Genomic DNA, 16856 nt, shown 5'->3' on the forward strand with positions numbered 1-16856 from the left:
AATCGCGCCGATGGTAGTGTGGGGTCTCCCCATGTGAGAGTAGGTCATCGCCAAGCGCCTAAATAAACACCAAAGCCTTAGCCTAAATCGCTAGGGTTTTGGTGTTTATACGCTCCGCGAAAATCTACCTCGATGTCGACCCGCCGCTAAGCGGGCTCCCCGGCTACGAAGACAAGCTTCTTCGCGTTCAATCATGGCTAAATACTACGTATTTATAGCGCCATGATTTCACCCCCATGTGAGAGTAGGTCATCGCCAAGCGCCTAATTATCTCATTGAGATGTAACGAAGCCAGCTGAATAAGCTGGCTTTTTTGCGTTTGTTATTTATCACATTCAGCCTCGTTTGCACTCAATTCGTGTATTCCCTCCTCTTTTTCTCTCCATCACACCTTCTTGCAGTTTCCACCATATTAATAATAAGTACTGATAGGCGGTTATTTATACACTTGTCTTGTCAATGCTTTGATTTCGCTACAGCGATCTGAGTTCTAGATCGATCCTAGCTATTGCTATTAGTTAAGCGGTTACTTACCTTATGTTTTAATTTATTGGGGTAGATAAGGATCAGAGATGAAGTTAGAGATGATTTGTACTGGGGAAGAGGTGCTATCGGGTCAGATTGTTGATACCAATGCGGCCTGGTTCGCCAGTACTATGATGGAGCATGGTGTCGAGATCCAGCGTCGAGTGACAGTCGGCGATCGCCTCGAGGATCTGATTGCGGTTTTCCAAGAACGTAGTTTACATGCCGATGTGATTCTCGTTAATGGTGGTCTCGGGCCGACGAGTGACGATATGTCAGCTTTAGCGATGGCTAAGGCGAAGGGTGAACGTCTGATCGAGAATGCGGAGTGGCGTGAGCGTTTAGAAGACTGGTTTACCCGCAATAACCGTGAAATGCCCTTAAGTAATCTCAAACAAGCCATGTTGCCAGAGTCGGCCGTGATGGTTGATAACCCAGTGGGAACTGCCTGTGGCTTTAGAGTTAAGCTTAACCGTGCTTGGTTATTCTTTACTCCTGGTGTGCCTTTTGAGCTTAAGCACATGGTTACAGAGCAGTTTGTGCCTTTTATCCGCGAAGAGTTTAATCTCGATTCCAAGGTCGCATTAAAAAAATTATTAACTATAGGTCAAGGCGAGTCGGCGTTGGCGGATAAGTTAGAGCCATTAGAACTGCCAGAAGGCATTACTATTGGTTACCGTTCTTCTATGCCGCATATTGAAATTAAGATTTTTGCCCGTGGCGAGAAGGCGATTGCGGTATTACCTCGGGTCGCTGGGCACATTAAGATGGTGCTGGGTACTGCGGTTGTTGCGGAAGATAAAGCGACGCTTGCCGAAGAAATTCACTATAAGCTACTCAACTCCGGCTTGACCTTAAGTGTTGCCGAGTCCTGCACTGGCGGCATGATCACCAGTCAATTGGTCGACTTTCCCGGCAGTTCATCTTACTTACAGCACGGCTTAGTGACTTACAGTAATGAATCTAAAGTGCGTGTGCTCGGTGTTAGCCCTTCAACCTTAGATGATCATGGCGCTGTCTCGATTGCGACTGTGGAGGAAATGGCTAAGGGGGCAAGGCAAATTTTAGACAGTGACTACGCGCTGGCAACCAGTGGAATTGCGGGGCCCGATGGTGGCACAGAAGAGAAGCCTGTGGGCACAGTGGCGATTGCATTGGCGACTCGCGGCGGTGTTTATAGCCAGATGATTAAATTACCACGACGTTCGCGGGATCTGGTGCGTAGCCTAAGTGCGGCAGTGGCCTACGATATGCTAAGACGTGAGCTTTTAGCTGAAGCCGTCATTGTCGATTATCAATCGATTGGGCGATTTAGCAAGTAAGGGATTTGTGGATATCTCTAGGTTGGAGTCTGTAAAAAAAATGCTCCCGAGGGAGCATTTTTTATGGAGTGTGATCCCGAAAAATCAGTTATTTAGTGAACTTAAGCACTAATTTGCCAGGGGAAACTTGAATGCTTTCGGTCATTTTTGCCATCAGTGCTTGGTTACTGTCCTTGGTATCAAGCACATACACAGGCTGGTTTTCTAAGAATTGCCTTAGATAACCCATCACCTGTGGTGTGGCACTGCTGATGGCTTTTTCAATATCTTTTGGCGTTGACTCCACTTTGACTAATTCGAGCTGGCGCAGATAGACACTGTGGGTTGCGCTGTCATACCAAGGTTTGGCTTCGAAAGTCGTCGTGAGTTTGGCACTCAATGGAAAGATTGGATTCTTAATCGATACCTGAGTAGCGGCACTTACGCTCATAGTGTCAGGTTTTGCACCTAGCCTGACACTAATGTCGTTAATGCGCACTTCTGCGCCAACGAATTGATTGCCTTGCTTAACCTCAAAGTGAATTTCTTTACTGAGGTACTGCTCCATTTCGTGCTCGCTGATACTGTACTGCGAGGCGCAGCCACCCAGCAGTACAGTGAGTCCCAAGCAAATCGTGCGGGAAAGTTTTTTCATTAACCTGTGTTTCTCATTCCCGCTGCTACACCAGCAATAGTTAGCATTAGCGCTAACTGCACATGTTCAGACGCGGGAGTTTCGGTTGTTTCCTTACGTGTCCGCGCTAATAGCTCGGTCTGTAAGAAGTTTAATGGATCGATATAGGGATTGCGGAGTTTTACTGACTCGCGATTCCACGGTGTATGCGCCATTAAACTATCTGATTTTGTCAGTTCGAGCACGACTTTAATGCCCAGATCTAAGCGTTGGCGCAAGGTTTCGCCTAAGTGATGCAAGTCTTTCGGTACTAAACAGGTTTCGTAGTAACGGGCCAAATTAGGTTCCGCCTTGGCGTAGACCATTTCCAGCATTGAAATTCGTGTGCTAAAGAAGGGCCATTCCCGTTCCATATCCTGGAGTAAGCCCATTTCACCGCGTTCACTGGCGGCCTGAAGTGCTTCGCCGGCGCCGAGCCATGCGGGTAACATCAAACGGTTTTGCGACCAAGCAAAGATCCACGGAATTGCCCGTAGGCTTTCAATCCCACCATCGACACGACGTTTGGCAGGACGGCTGCCGAGTGGTAGTTTTCCTAATTCCACTTCTGGCGTTGCCGCGCGGAAATAAGCCACAAAATCAGGTTCATCACGCACTATGCCACGGTATGCGCCTACTGATTCTTCCGCGATACGTTGCATGCAATCGCGCCATTCTTGTTTAGGCTCTGGCGGTGGTAATAGGGTTGCTTCCAATACGGCCGAGGTATACAAGGCTAAGCTTTGAACCGCGAGTTTTGGCAAGCCAAACTTGAAGCGGATCATTTCGCCCTGTTCAGTCACGCGAATACGACCATCTACCGAACCCGGTGGTTGGGATAGAATCGCTTTGTGTGCAGGACCGCCGCCGCGACCAATGCTGCCACCACGGCCATGGAATAGCGTAAGCTTGACGCCCGCTTGTTTACAGACCGCGACTAACTGCTCTTGAGCGTGATACTGAGCCCAAGCCGCCGCCATAACACCGGCATCTTTAGCTGAGTCAGAGTAACCGATCATCACCTCTTGCATGCCCTTGGTGTAACCACGGTACCAGTCGATATCGAGCAAATCGGTAATACATGCCGCGGCGTTGTTTAAGTCGCTTAAGGTTTCAAACAGTGGCACCACGCGCATTGGGTGCGAACAGCCCGTTTCTTTGAGTAACAGCAAAACGGTTAAGACATCCGAGGGTTTACCCGCCATCGAAATCACATAGGATCCGAGTGCTTTTGCCGGATGTTTAGCAATTAAACGACAGGTATTAAGCACTTCGGCCACATCGGCTGACGGTTGCCAGTTGCTTGGGATCAGTGGACGACGGTTGCTGAGTTCGCGTAATAGGAAGGCTTGTTTCTCGGTTTCATCCCAATGGTTGAAATCACCCATACCGAGATAGCGAGTTAACTCGGCGAGCACATCGCTATGACGGCTGGCATCTTGGCGAATGTCGAGTCTGAGCATATGAATGCCAAAACAGGCGAGACGACGCAGAATATCGAGCAATAAACCGTTTGCGATTAAGCGCATACCGCAGTCGGTTAAACTCTTATAAAGCATTTCTAACGGTGCTTTGAGATCGCTTTCTTGCCAAATCAGGCTCGACTTATCGACTTCAGGATTGTGGCCTTCGATGCGCGCATTTAAATAATCTATGGTATCGCGCAGTCTTTGGCGAAGTGAGCGCAGCACATGGCGGTATGGCTCGCAGCTGTTATTGGTATAAGCCTTTAACTCATCATTGGCTTCTTCCATCGACAGTTCGCCAACCAGCAGGACTATGTCTTTTAAGAATAATCTAGCGGCGGCATGGCGGTTGCGATCGAGTACTTCTTGGGTGACTTTCGCAGTAACAAAGGGGTTGCCGTCGCGATCGCCACCCATCCAGCTTGAAAAACGCACTGGCGCGATATCAATCGGTAATTGTTGACCCGTGCGTTGCTGCACTTGGTCGTTAAGTTGTCTTAAGAAATCAGGCACCGCATGCCAGAGTGACTCTTCGATGGTCGATAATCCCCAACGGGCTTCGTCCACAGGCGTTGGACGCTCACGGCGGATCTCATTGGTGTGCCAGATTTGCGCGATTAATTGGCGCAGGCGCAGATTGATTTGCTGACGTTCTCTATCCGACAACTGGTTGTTTTCTTGCTCGGCAAGACAGTCCACAATGGCAGCGTACTTTTGGATCAGGGTACGACGGGAGATTTCCGTTGGATGGGCCGTGAGCACCAGATCTATATCTAATGTTTTTAAGCAATCCAACATTTTAGTTTGATCTACTCGGCCATTTAACATGCGGCCTAGGAGCTGTTCCACGGGATCGGGCACGCAGACAAGTTCATCACAGTTACGGCTAATGGTATGAAATTGTTCGGATAAATTGGCTAAATTGAGGAACTGGTTAAATGCCTTCGCAAACGGAACTAATTCTTCGTCTGGGAGGGCGGTGAGTAACTCGAGCATTTGCTCTCTAGCGGCTTCGTCACCACGGCGTGAATCTTTAGCAAGTTTACGGATCTGTTCTACCTTCTCGAGAAAAGAGTCCCCGAGGTGGGTGCGCATAGTGTCACCGAGGATTTGGCCTAACATACTCACGTTTGATCTTAATGACGCATACATATCTGTCATACTGTCTGCCTTGGTGGCAGCCATAGTTACTTCAGCCATAGTGACTCCGAATAGAAAAACATGAAAATTCTGCCGTACATTTAGCCCGTTAGCACAATACCTATCACCTGGGGCTATGGTCAACAGCAGAACTTATAACTTATACGACTGGCTTATCTGATATGCAACTAATCGCAATGTTCGTTGAAGAATATTCAATAGATATGCGAAGTCACGCAATATTTTGTGATGATTAGTGCAAGTGAATATGAAGTGCATCATTTTGCGCTTTGCAAGCATGTATCTTAGTTGTTAATAAAAAGGACTGATTTTGCATAAATTTGCCACGGATAACTGAGTTATTAACGAGTTAGCTGAATAAGTGACTGGCTGGCCAGAGCGGCATTTTAGTAAGAAACATAAAAATAAACTAAAAATATATATTCACATATATTGCATAATTAGATCTTTGTGGTAGTCTAGCCTGCAGTTGAGATGAGTCACCCACTGTGACCTGTAGAGTAAATATCATGATGCAAAGCATTAACCTGACAGTGAATACAATAACAACCCAATACCATTTCCTGCGACGATAGTCTTGTCATCATAGATATGCGCGGTTGCGTGTACGCTATTCATCTATTCTTTAAGTTTCTTTGATTCGGTTAATAAGACAACAACACATGAAAAATATCGCCATTATTGGTGCCAGTGGTTACACAGGCGCACAACTAACCGCTTTAATCCATGCAGAAGCAGAACTGACGATTCAGGGTTTGTATGTTTCTGAAAACAGTTTAGATAAAGGTAAACCTTTAGCGGATTTGTACCCTAGCTATAGCCATATTGAGTTAACGCTGTCGCCATTGTCCGATGAGGCTAAGGCAAAAATCGTTGCCGAAGCCGATGCCGTTGTGCTGGCGACCGAGCATTCGGTGAGCTTACATTTAGCCGCTTGGTTTTATAGCCAAGGGTTAGCTGTATTCGATTTAAGCGGTGCCTATCGTTTTAGCGATGTGGCGCAATATCCTAAGTGGTATGGCTTTGAACATGAATATCCTGAGGTTTTAGCCAAAGCCGTATATGGCCTTGCCGAATGGAATGCGAAAGAAATCGCGGCGACTAAGATGATTGCCGTGCCAGGTTGTTACCCAACCGCATCATTGACAGCGTTAAAACCGCTGGCGAGTTTACTGACATCGGCTTATCCGGTGATCAATGCCGTGAGCGGCGTAACGGGTGCGGGCCGTAAGGCGCAGTTACACACCAGTTTTTGTGAAGTGAGCCTGACACCCTACGGCGTATTGGGCCACAGACATCAACCCGAGATCGCTACTCAACTTGGGCAAGAAGTGATATTTACCCCGCACCTTGGCAATTTTAAGCGTGGCATTTTGGCGACTATTACAGTGCAGCTAAAACCAGGCACTACGACTGCCGATGTGGCAGATGCCTATAGCGTGTATGACCAGGCGCCATTGGTGACCGTGAAGCATAATCAGTTCCCGAAAGTGGACGATGTGGTGCTAACACCGAATTGCCACTTAGGTTGGAAGTTTGATGAGAATAGCGGTTACTTAGTGGTAGCCAGTGCCATCGATAATTTGATGAAAGGTGCTGCCAGCCAAGCGCTGCAATGCATAAAGATTCATTTTAACCTTTAATTGTTCATCCTTATTTAAGAGAGTCGTCAAGATGTCTACAAACAACTCAGTATTAGTGCTTAAAGTGGGCGGCGCGCTGCTGCAATGTGAAATGGGGATGGCGCGGTTAATGGATACGGCTGCGGCTATGTTAGCCAATGGTCAGCAAGTGTTGATGGTGCATGGCGGTGGTTGTTTGGTGGATGAACAGTTAGCGGCCAACGGCATGGAAACCGTCAAGTTAGAAGGTTTACGGGTGACCCCACCTGAGCAAATGCCGATTATTGCCGGCGCACTCGCGGGGACTTCGAACAAAATTCTTCAAGGCGCAGCGACTAAAGCTGGGATTGTGAGTGTGGGCATGAGCCTCGCCGATGGCAATACTGTGTCGGCCAAGATTAAAGATGAGCGTTTAGGGCTAGTGGGTGAAGTGACACCGAAAGATGGCACTTATCTTAAGTTTATCCTCGAGCAAGGTTGGATGCCGATTTGTAGCTCGATCGCCATGATGGACGATGGCCAAATGCTTAACGTCAATGCGGACCAAGCGGCGACGGTACTAGCCAAATTAGTGGGCGGCAAGTTAGTGCTGCTGTCGGATGTGTCGGGTGTGCTCGATGGTAAAGGCCAACTCATCCACAGTTTAAATGGCAAGCAGATAGCAGACCTTGTCAAACAAGGTGTGATTGAAAAGGGAATGAAGGTCAAAGTTGAAGCTGCGCTCGAAGTCGCACAGTGGATGGGGCAGGCGGTTCAAGTTGCCTCGTGGCGTGATGCAAGCCAATTAATCGCATTAGCAAAAGGTGAAGCCGTAGGAACACAAATTCAACCATAAGCGGAGTAGGTTATGAAGCATTTACTATCGATAAAAGACTTAACACAGCAGCAGTTACAGGATCTCATTGCCTTGGCAAAGACGATCAAAGCCAATCCGGCGGAGTATCGCCATGCGCTGGATGGCAAGAGTGTGGTGATGTTATTTGAAAAGCCCTCGCTCAGAACCCGCGTTAGCTTTGATATCGGTATTAATAAGCTCGGTGGTCACTGTTTATACCTAGATCAGCAAAACGGTGAGCTGGGTAAACGGGAATCGGTTGCTGACTTTGCTTCTAACCTGTCCTGTTGGGCCGATGCGATTGTGGCGAGAACCTATTCGCACAATACCATCGAACAATTAGCCGAGTTTGGCACTGTGCCTGTGATCAATGCGCTGTCGGATTTGTACCATCCTTGCCAAGCATTAGCCGACTTTTTAACCCTCGCCGAGCAGTTTGAGGATGTCAGCAAAGCCAAATTAGCTTATGTTGGTGATGGTAATAATGTCACTAACTCGCTGATGTACTGCGCGGCTATTCTCGGTGCCACCATGACAGTGATCTGCCCTGCGGGTCACTTTCCTGATGGCTACGTAGTGGCGGAAGTGCAAGAACTCGCTAACCGATATGGCGGTAAGATTGTACTGACCTCAGATATTGATGCTATCGAAGGTCACGACGCTATCTATACTGATACTTGGATTTCCATGGGCGACCCAACGCCGCTGGCGGATATCAAAGCGAAGTTTGCGCCATACCAAGTCAACAAAGCCTTGATGGCGAAAGCGGGCGCTCACTTTTTTATGCATTGTTTGCCCGCCCACCGAGGTGTAGAAGTAACAGATGAAGTGATGGACGGCGCAGGCTCCCTAATTCTGCAACAAGCCGAAAATCGGATGCATGCTCAAAATGCGGTACTGGTAACCTTATTTAGTTAAATTAACCCTGTTTAGCAGCCTGTTTTCTCCTAGGTGAGAAACGAGTCATAGGAATTTAAGATGTCTATCGAGAACAAAAATACTGGCGTGAAAAAAGTGGTTTTAGCCTATTCGGGTGGTCTAGATACCTCGGCCATTATTCCTTGGTTAAAAGAAAACTACGATAACTGTGAAATCATCGCATTCTGCGCCGACGTCGGCCAAGGTGAAGAAGAGCTGGTTGGCTTGACTGAAAAAGCCTTAGCTTCGGGCGCATCGGAATGTCATATCGTCGATCTGAAAGAAGAATTCGTTAAAGACTATATCTACCCAACGATTGCGAGCGGTGCGATTTATGAAGGCACTTATTTACTCGGTACTTCAATGGCGCGTCCTATCATTGCCAAAGCGCAGGTTGAAGTGGCCCGTAAAGTGGGGGCCGATGCGCTTTGCCACGGTTGTACGGGTAAAGGGAACGACCAAGTGCGTTTCGAAGGTTGCTTCGCCGCCTTAGCGCCGGATTTAAAAGTGATTGCACCATGGCGTGAGTGGACCATGCAGAGCCGTGAAGATCTGCTGGCCTATCTCGCCGAGCGCAATATCAAGACATCAGCCTCAGCGACTAAAATTTATAGCCGTGATGCCAACGCCTTCCATATTTCCCATGAAGGTGGTGAGTTAGAAGATCCATGGAACGAGCCAAGCAAAGGCGTATGGACGCTGACTGCCGATCCTGAAGATGCACCGAACAAGCCTGAATATGTGTCGCTAGAAGTAGCACATGGCCGTGTGACTAAAGTGAATGGTGAGGCATTAACACCTTATGGTGTGCTGATGACATTAAACGCCATTGCTGCGCCACACGGTGTGGGTCGTATCGATATTACCGAAAACCGTTTAGTCGGCATGAAGTCTCGTGGCTGTTACGAAACACCGGGCGGCACTGTAATGTTCGCGGCACTGCGTGCGATTGAAGAGCTGGTACTCGACAAGACCAGCCGTAATTGGCGTGAGCAGGTGGGGGCACAAATGGCGCATCTAGTGTATGACGGTCGTTGGTTTACGCCTCTGTGTAAGTCACTGCTGGCGGCATCTGAGTCATTGGCTGAATCAGTGAACGGTGAAGTCGTGGTTAAACTCTACAAAGGCCAAGCGACGGCGGTGAAGAAGCGTTCACCCAACAGCTTGTACTCCGAAGCGTTTGCGACCTTCGGTGAAGATCAAGTGTACGATCAAAAACATGCAGAAGGCTTTATCCGCCTGTACTCATTAGCGAGCCGCATCCGCGCACTCAACGCTAAGTAGTAGGCAGGCTTAAAGGGCGCCAGGCGCCCTTTTTTATATCTTTAGTTTTAATGGCTTTAACGTATTAAAAGCAGTGACCGAGGGGATTGAGCATGGCTTTATGGGGTGGAAGATTTCAGGGCGAAACCAGCGCGCTATTCAAATTATTCAACGATTCGCTACCCGTGGATTATCGCCTGTTCGAGCAGGATGTGGTCGGCTCTATCGCTTGGGCCGATGCGATTGCCAGCGTCGGCATTATCACTGCCACCGAATGCAGCGACTTGAAAAAAGCGCTTAATGAGCTGCTGGTGGAAGTGCAGGGCGATCCGGCGATTATTCTCGCTTCGGGCGCCGAAGATATTCACAGTTTCGTCGAGTCGGCCCTGATTGCCAAAGTGGGCGATCTCGGTAAGAAACTGCACACTGGCCGTAGCCGTAACGATCAAGTCGCCACCGATTTAAAGCTTTGGTGTCAATCTGAAGGAGCAGCATTACTCGCGCGCCTTCAAAGCTTACATACTGAATTGCTGGCGTTGGCTGAACGTGAATTTGATGCGGTAATGCCGGGTTACACTCATCTGCAGCGCGCTCAACCTGTAACCTTTGGCCACTGGTGTTTAGCCTATGTGGAAATGATTGAGCGGGATATCAGCCGTTTAGCCGATGCGTTAACCCGCGCTAACACCTGTCCATTAGGTTCAGGCGCTCTTGCTGGCACGGCCTATAAAATGGATAGACATGCACTGGCCGCGGCGCTGAATTTTGCCTCGCCGACGCTCAACAGTTTAGACAGTGTGTCAGATAGAGATCACGTAGTAGAACTGTGTTCAACGGCATCGATCAGCATGATGCATTTAAGCCGTATGGCCGAAGATTTGATTTTCTTTAACTCGGGCGAAGCCAACTTTATTTCCCTGAGTGATGAAGTGACCTCGGGTTCATCCCTGATGCCACAGAAGAAAAATCCCGACGCATTAGAGCTTATCCGTGGTAAAACGGGCCGGGTTTATGGCAGTTTAGTGGGTATTCTCACCACCATGAAAGCGCTGCCTTTGGCATACAACAAAGATATGCAGGAAGACAAAGAAGGCCTGTTTGACGTGGTCGATAGCTGGGCAATTTGCCTCGATATGGCGGCGTTAGTGTTATCGGGTTTAGTGGTGAATCGTCCTAATGCGCTGTTAGCCGCGCAGCAAGGTTATGCCAACTCGACTGAGCTGGCCGATTATTTAGTGTCTAAAGGTATGCCATTCCGTGAGGCACACCACGTTGTGGGTGAAGTCGTGGTTGCCGCGATAGCTAAGCAAATTCCGCTCGAGGATTTCTCCTTGGCCGAATTAAAAACCTTTGCCGCCATCATTGAGGATGATGTTTATCCTAACCTCACGATTGAAGCTTGTTTAGCGAAACGCGATGTGCTCGGTGGTACTGCATTGCCACAAATTCAACAGGCAATAGCGGCGAAAAAAGCTCGCTAACTCGCTTGTTTAAGCCAATAAAAAACGCGACTTTAGGTCGCGTTTTTTATTGGGTCATTCCGGATCGCGGCAATGACTTTTTATGACTCGTTTATTGGAATAAGTCGTCCGTTGGCGCATCGATGAAGAGGTTATTTTCATCCTGAGTTTCGCTGATATATTCCTTCGGCTCAGTGCCCGAAATGAAGTATTCGAATGCGCTGGTATAGTCGGTTTTGCGCGTGAGTTTACCCGTTGCTAAATCGATCCGTACCGAGACAATACCTTCTGGTGGAATCGATGTGGTTTCAGGTGTGCCTTGTAAGACACTGTTCATAAATTCGTTCCAGCCAGGACCTGCGGTTTTAGCGCCCGCTTCGGTGCCGGTGATCTGATCTTTTTCGCCGTTGCTATTCCATGCGGTTCTACCGAGCTGGCGACCGTGATCATCGAATCCGACCCAGAAAGTGCTAGTGAGTGTTGGACTAAAACCACTGAACCAAGTATCACGGGATTCGTTAGTCGTCCCCGTTTTGCCGGCAATATCGTGTCGTTTAATTAACTGGGCCGCACGCCAAGCCGTACCTTGCCAGCCAGTGCCTTTACTCCAATCACCACCCCCCCAAATTACGCTCTTTAGTGCTTCGGTAATTAAGAAAGCAGTTTGTTCAGAAATAATTTGTGGCGCAAAACGACCCGTTTGTTCAAAGCACTGCGCGGCAGGCGCCTCGGCTGCTAAGTTGCTGTCACCAAAAACCATCGTCTCGTTTGAAGACTGTGCTGTAGCCCCATTAGGTTCACAGGCCAACGTCGGATTGGCTTTTTCAATCACATTTCCATAGGAGTCTTCTACACGCTCAATATAGAAGGGTTCCACTAAGAAGCCACCATTAGCAAACGCATTAAAGGCGGTAGCGACTTGCAGAGGCGTGACCGAAGGAGAACCTAAGGCTAAAGATTCGTTGCGCGGTAAGTCATTAGGATCGAAGCCAAATTTGGTCAGTTCGGCAATGGCCGCATCTAAACCAATATGGCGCATGGCCCTTACCGACATCACGTTAATCGACTGGGCTAAGCCCACCCGTAAACGTGTTGGACCGCCATAGATATCGGGCGAGTTTTTAGGACGCCATGCGGTACCTTGACTAATATCGGGTTTGTTGATCGGCGCGTTGTTAATTAGGGTCGCTAAGGTAAAACCTTTCTCTAATGCGGCGGCATAGATAAAAGGCTTAATATTCGAACCTAACTGACGTTTGGCCTGAGTCACACGGTTATATTGGCTCTGGCTAAAACTGTAGCCACCCACTAAGGTTCGAATGGCACCATTGTAGGGATCGAGCGATACGGTGGCACTGGCAACTTCGGGTACTTGGGACAACTGTAAATATTGACCGTTATTGCGGATCCAAATACGTTCACCGACACTGAGCATATCGGCGGCAGATTTAGGCACAGCACCTTGACGTTTATCGGTAATAAATTTGCGCGCCCACTTAAGTCCATCCCACTTAATGGCTTTGGTTGCACCTTTGGCGGTGAGTACCGTGGCTTGTTGACCATCGACACTTAATACTGCCGCTGGCTGCAATTCCTGCACAGGCGTTATTTTGGCGAGTTCTGCCTGGATCTGAGCATTATCAGGCTTTACATCCGTCCACATGACCGCCGCTGGACCACGGTAGCCATGGCGTTCATCGTAGGCGTAGACGTTATTACGTAAAGCCTGCTGGGCTAATAGTTGAAGATCCGATGAAATAGTGGTGTAGACGTTGTAGCCGTTGGTATAGGCTTCTTCTTCACCATATTTTTGCACCATATAATCCCGTGCCATTTCAGAAATATAAGGGGCATAGAGATCAATTTCGGCGCCGTGGTACTTAGCGATCAAAGGTTCCTGCAAAGCGGCTTGATATTCAGCTTGATTGATATAGCCCACTTCATTCATTCGCATTAAGACGACATTCCGACGAGCCAATGCGCGCGAGGGGGAAGTAATAGGGTTAAGGGTCGAAGGTGCCTTTGGCAGACCCGCAATCATACTCATTTCAGATAGGCTGAGATCCTGCACATTCTTTCCAAAATACACCTGCGCGGCGGCGCCCACACCATAGGCTCTTTGGCCTAAATAAATGCGGTTAACGTAGAGCTCGAGGATTTCATCTTTGGTGAGTAGCTGCTCAATATGATAGGAAATAAAAATTTCCTTCACTTTACGAATAATGGTTTTGTCACGGGTAAGGAAAAAGTTACGCGCCACCTGCATTGTGATGGTACTCGCACCTTGTTTCTTTTCCCCCGTAGTTAACATCACTACCGCGGCACGCAGTACGCCTACAGGATCAATACCGCCGTGCTCATAGAAGCGCGCATCTTCGGTGGCAAGGAAAGCCTGCAGCAGAGGTTTAGGCACTTCATCTAGCTTCAATGGAATACGGCGTTTCTCACCAAACTGAGATATCAGTTTGCCGTCACTGCTGTAAATGCGCAAAGGCGTTTGTAATTGCACATTTTTTAGCGTTGAAACATCCGGTAGGTCCGGTAAAACATAAAAGTATGCTGCAACAATGGCGCCTACGCCTAGAAGGGCTAGACTGAATAGAGCTATAACAATACGTTTTAACCACTTCACCTAAATTGATCCTAATGTTCAGTTAAGTGCGACAGTATATAAGGCGCGCACGTCTTGGTGAAGCAAAAACGTGATAGCGCTTAAATAGCATTTGTAAAATCTTGAAACATTCTATACAAATACGTATAACGAGTTGATTTTGTGCTAATCTCTTTTACTGAAATACCAATAATAAAGTGACAACGGATTATGCTTTCAAATTTATGGAAGCGTCAGGCTCCGCAGATGGTTGGAATCGATATGGGTTCCCACGAAGTTAAGGCCATTTTGCTGAGTAAGACTGCTGATGGATACAAAATATTGAGTCATGCAGCGGTTCCCGTAAAAAAGGGGGCTATTAACGATCATGATATTCGTGATGCCGATGCCGTTGTCGAGTGTTTGAGGCAAATAAAGCGAACTTTACCTAAATCGGTAAAATATGCTGCGGTCGCGGTATCGGGGTCGGCGGTCATGACCAAAGTGATCTACATGGATGCTTCGCTGAGCGAAGAAGAAATGGAGGCTCAGATTGAGATTGAGGCCGATAATCTTATTCCCTACTCGCTCGATGAAGTCAGCATTGATTTTGAAACCTTGAATGTCAACAGCACAGATCCTTCCAAGGTCGATGTGTTGCTCAGTGCTTGCCGTACCGATAATATTGATGTGAGGGTCGATGCCTTAGATGAGGTCGAACTCGAAACGAAAGTTGTTGATGTTGAAGGTTATGCTCTTGGGCGCGCGGTCGAATTAGTACTTGGTCAACTACCTGAAGGTGCTCGGCAGAAAGCCGTTGCTATGGTCGATATTGGTGCCAATATGACCACTTTCTGCGTGGTTGAGTCCGGTGAAACCACCTTTATCCGTGAACAGGCCTTTGGTGGTGAGTTATTTACTCAGTCGATTTTATCTTTTTATGGCATGTCCTACGAGCAAGCTGAAAAAGCTAAGATTGAAGGTGATTTGCCGCGTAATTACATGTTTGAAGTGTTATCCCCCTTCCAAGCTCAACTGCTGCAGCAGATTAAACGTACCTTGCAAATTTACTGTACTTCGAGTGGAAAAGATAAAGTCGATTACCTCGTATTATGTGGCGGAACATCTAAACTGGAAGGCATGGCTAATTTATTGGCCAATGAATTAGGCGTTCACACTATTATTGCGGATCCTTTTCAAGGATGTTTGCACGCAGACGAATCGGTTAAAAATATACTGCAACCTAACATCAGCAAATATATGGTTGCTTGTGGCTTAGCGCTGAGGAGCTACGGTCAATGGCGAACATAAACCTGCTTCCCTGGCGTGAAGAGGCAAGAGAAAAACAGAAACGTGATTACATTGGTATATTGGCTGCTGTATTTTTAGGCTCTGCCATTTTAGTGTATGTGGCGCTTTCTTTACTGGAAATGATGACCGATGAGCAAAGGGGGCGTAATGCCTATCTGCAATCGGAAATACAGTTGCTCGAAACGCAAATTGCCGAGATTAAAAAGATCACCGAACGCAAGAAAGACATTGAGCGTCGTACGGAAATCATTCTCAACCTCCAACAATCACGTAATTTACCAACCCATGTGCTGGATGAGTTAGTGCGTATTGTCCCACCTGGAATATATCTTTCAAACCTTGAGAAGAAAGGGAGTTTATTGCTGATTGAAGGCCGCAGTGAGTCTAACAATAACGTCGCAAATATGATGCGTAAGGTAAAGGCCTCCGAGTGGTTAACCGATCCCAATATGCAATCTATTGTGACTCAAGAAGATGAGTTAAGGCAATTGCAGCGCTTTAGCCTGAGAGTCAGCATTAAAGGTGCTATGGCTGATGAGCCAGTGAAAACGGCAAAAGGAGCGAGTAAATGAAACTCGATCTAAGTCAGTTTAATGATATCGACTTCGAAAATATTGGCGGTTGGCCTAATCAGGTTAAAACCTTTTTCGCAATTTTGTTGGCGCTCTGTGTGTTTGCTGCGGGTTATTTTCTGGTCGTGTCCGATGCAATAGATGTTTATAACGCAGAGCAAAATAAAGAAGTGCAGTTGAGGGACGACTTTAAGAATAAGTATCAACTCGCAGCCAATTTAAAACTCTACCGTGAACAATTGGCCATCATGGAAGAGCAGTTTGCGGAGTTGCTAAAAATGCTGCCCTCTGAGAATGAAATGCCAGGATTACTCGATGATTTAACGTTTGTCGCTACCGATGCTGGCTTGCGTATCAAAAGCTTGAATTGGGAGCCCGAAATTCAACGGGATTTTTACATTGAATTTCCAATTAAAATGTCAGTGACGGGGGACTATCATCAACTCGGTAATATGGTGAGTGGTGTCGCAAAGTTGCCGCGGATTGTTAGTTTGCACGATTTTACGATTAAGCGAGATGAAGCCGGCAACTTAGCAATGGATATATTAGCTAAGACGTATCGCTTTAAAGAAGGTGCTGAGTTACCCCCTGAAAAACCTGCCAATCAAAAGGGGAAGAAATAATGAAACTCTTACCTTTATTGGCTTTTAGTCTTTTTTTAATGGGTTGTGTTGGCGATCGTAGTGATTTAGAGCTATTTGTTACTACAACTAAAGCGCAACATGTGGCCCATATTCCACCCTTGAAAGAGCCACCCAAGTTTGAACATTTTGCCTATCAGGCAGAATTAATGCGTAGTCCCTTTGTTCCACCTTCTCGAGAATTAACGGAAGAAGTGATTGATACCAGTAAAAACTGCTTACAACCGGATTTGAAACGTCGTAAGGGACGATTAGAAACCTATGCGTTAGATAACCTGAAAATGCGTGGCACTTTGAAAGACGCCGATATGACTTGGGCACTCGTAGAGACCAATGATGGTAGCGTATATCGGATGGGAGTGGGCGAGTATTTAGGTTTATTTAATGGCCGCATAGTTAAAGTGACTTCACAGAGTGTTGAAGTAATAGAATTAATTCCAGATGGTTCTGGTTGTTGGTCCGAGCGATCAAACAGCATAGTACTTTCTGGAGAATAACGAGCGAAGGATGAGGGAATA

Annotated in this window: 13 protein-coding genes; 10 read left to right on the top strand and 3 right to left on the bottom strand. The window is 47.3% G+C overall.

What is annotated here, in order from left to right; genetic code table 11:
- Positions 1-572 precede the first annotated feature (572 nt).
- Entirely contained in the window at positions 573-1847 is a 1275-nt protein-coding gene (locus COW15_RS03925; RefSeq protein ID WP_293630203.1) for a CinA family nicotinamide mononucleotide deamidase-related protein, read from the top strand.
- A gap of 88 nt (positions 1848-1935) precedes the next feature.
- On the opposite strand, the gene COW15_RS03930 is transcribed toward COW15_RS03925, so the two are convergent.
- Positions 1936-2481 carry a DUF1439 domain-containing protein gene (locus COW15_RS03930; protein ID WP_293630204.1) on the bottom strand — a complete coding sequence of 182 codons (546 nt, stop codon included), beginning with the start codon at positions 2479-2481 and terminating at the stop codon, positions 1936-1938.
- On the bottom strand, positions 2481-5150 hold the full coding sequence (gene ppc / locus COW15_RS03935) for a phosphoenolpyruvate carboxylase (protein ID WP_293630239.1): 2670 nt from the start codon (positions 5148-5150) through the stop codon (positions 2481-2483). Before ppc ends, COW15_RS03930 begins: the two co-directional genes overlap by 1 nt.
- A 638-nt stretch (positions 5151-5788) precedes the next feature.
- Here ppc and argC point away from each other — a divergent pair.
- From argC to argH, 5 genes are all read left to right on the top strand, one after another.
- Entirely contained in the window at positions 5789-6769 is a 981-nt protein-coding gene (argC, locus tag COW15_RS03940; protein WP_293630205.1) for an N-acetyl-gamma-glutamyl-phosphate reductase, read from the top strand.
- 31 nt (positions 6770-6800) lie between these two features.
- Positions 6801-7583 (top strand): acetylglutamate kinase, encoded by a 783-nt coding sequence (gene argB / locus COW15_RS03945; RefSeq protein WP_293630206.1) that lies wholly within the window; start codon positions 6801-6803, stop codon positions 7581-7583.
- 12 nt (positions 7584-7595) lie between these two features.
- Entirely contained in the window at positions 7596-8501 is a 906-nt protein-coding gene (locus tag COW15_RS03950) for an ornithine carbamoyltransferase (RefSeq protein WP_293630207.1), read from the top strand.
- A gap of 60 nt (positions 8502-8561) precedes the next feature.
- Entirely contained in the window at positions 8562-9785 is a 1224-nt protein-coding gene (locus COW15_RS03955; protein WP_293630208.1) for an argininosuccinate synthase, read from the top strand.
- A 92-nt stretch (positions 9786-9877) separates the two neighbouring features.
- A complete protein-coding gene (gene argH / locus COW15_RS03960) occupies positions 9878-11245 on the top strand; it encodes an argininosuccinate lyase (RefSeq protein WP_293630209.1) in 1368 nt (455 codons plus the stop codon).
- A 91-nt stretch (positions 11246-11336) separates the two neighbouring features.
- Here argH and COW15_RS03965 read toward each other — a convergent pair whose 3' ends face one another.
- Positions 11337-13856 (bottom strand): PBP1A family penicillin-binding protein, encoded by a 2520-nt coding sequence (locus tag COW15_RS03965; RefSeq protein WP_293630210.1) that lies wholly within the window; start codon positions 13854-13856, stop codon positions 11337-11339.
- 189 nt (positions 13857-14045) lie between these two features.
- Here COW15_RS03965 and COW15_RS03970 point away from each other — a divergent pair, with 189 nt between their 5' ends.
- Genes COW15_RS03970 through COW15_RS03985 form a run of 4 tightly spaced genes read left to right on the top strand, consistent with a single transcriptional unit; the run spans position 14046 to position 16835 of the window.
- Positions 14046-15125, top strand: a complete 1080-nt coding sequence (locus COW15_RS03970) for a pilus assembly protein PilM (protein ID WP_293630211.1) — start codon at positions 14046-14048, stop codon at positions 15123-15125.
- Positions 15113-15697 carry a PilN domain-containing protein gene (locus COW15_RS03975; RefSeq protein ID WP_007651555.1) on the top strand — a complete coding sequence of 195 codons (585 nt, stop codon included), beginning with the start codon at positions 15113-15115 and terminating at the stop codon, positions 15695-15697. Before COW15_RS03970 ends, COW15_RS03975 begins: the two co-directional genes overlap by 13 nt.
- Positions 15694-16320 carry a type 4a pilus biogenesis protein PilO gene (locus tag COW15_RS03980; protein ID WP_293630216.1) on the top strand — a complete coding sequence of 209 codons (627 nt, stop codon included), beginning with the start codon at positions 15694-15696 and terminating at the stop codon, positions 16318-16320. The genes COW15_RS03975 and COW15_RS03980 overlap by 4 nt, the downstream gene beginning before the upstream one ends.
- Positions 16320-16835, top strand: coding sequence for a pilus assembly protein PilP (locus COW15_RS03985; protein ID WP_198781950.1), 516 nt, complete (start codon positions 16320-16322; stop codon positions 16833-16835). The genes COW15_RS03980 and COW15_RS03985 overlap by 1 nt, the downstream gene beginning before the upstream one ends.
- Positions 16836-16856 lie beyond the last annotated feature (21 nt).

Source organism: Shewanella sp. CG12_big_fil_rev_8_21_14_0_65_47_15, assembly GCF_002783505.1.
Lineage (GTDB): Bacteria > Pseudomonadota > Gammaproteobacteria > Enterobacterales > Shewanellaceae > Shewanella.

Coding starts and splice junctions, on each gene's coding strand:
- COW15_RS03930 (WP_293630204.1), bottom strand. CDS start 2,481: ATGAAAAAACTTTCCCGCACGATTTGCTTGGGACTCACTGTACTGCTG.
- argB (WP_293630206.1), top strand. CDS start 6,801: ATGTCTACAAACAACTCAGTATTAGTGCTTAAAGTGGGCGGCGCGCTG.
- COW15_RS03955 (WP_293630208.1), top strand. CDS start 8,562: ATGTCTATCGAGAACAAAAATACTGGCGTGAAAAAAGTGGTTTTAGCC.
- argC (WP_293630205.1), top strand. CDS start 5,789: ATGAAAAATATCGCCATTATTGGTGCCAGTGGTTACACAGGCGCACAA.
- COW15_RS03985 (WP_198781950.1), top strand. CDS start 16,320: ATGAAACTCTTACCTTTATTGGCTTTTAGTCTTTTTTTAATGGGTTGT.
- COW15_RS03970 (WP_293630211.1), top strand. CDS start 14,046: ATGCTTTCAAATTTATGGAAGCGTCAGGCTCCGCAGATGGTTGGAATC.
- COW15_RS03980 (WP_293630216.1), top strand. CDS start 15,694: ATGAAACTCGATCTAAGTCAGTTTAATGATATCGACTTCGAAAATATT.
- COW15_RS03925 (WP_293630203.1), top strand. CDS start 573: ATGAAGTTAGAGATGATTTGTACTGGGGAAGAGGTGCTATCGGGTCAG.
- COW15_RS03950 (WP_293630207.1), top strand. CDS start 7,596: ATGAAGCATTTACTATCGATAAAAGACTTAACACAGCAGCAGTTACAG.
- COW15_RS03975 (WP_007651555.1), top strand. CDS start 15,113: ATGGCGAACATAAACCTGCTTCCCTGGCGTGAAGAGGCAAGAGAAAAA.
- argH (WP_293630209.1), top strand. CDS start 9,878: ATGGCTTTATGGGGTGGAAGATTTCAGGGCGAAACCAGCGCGCTATTC.
- ppc (WP_293630239.1), bottom strand. CDS start 5,150: ATGGCTGCCACCAAGGCAGACAGTATGACAGATATGTATGCGTCATTA.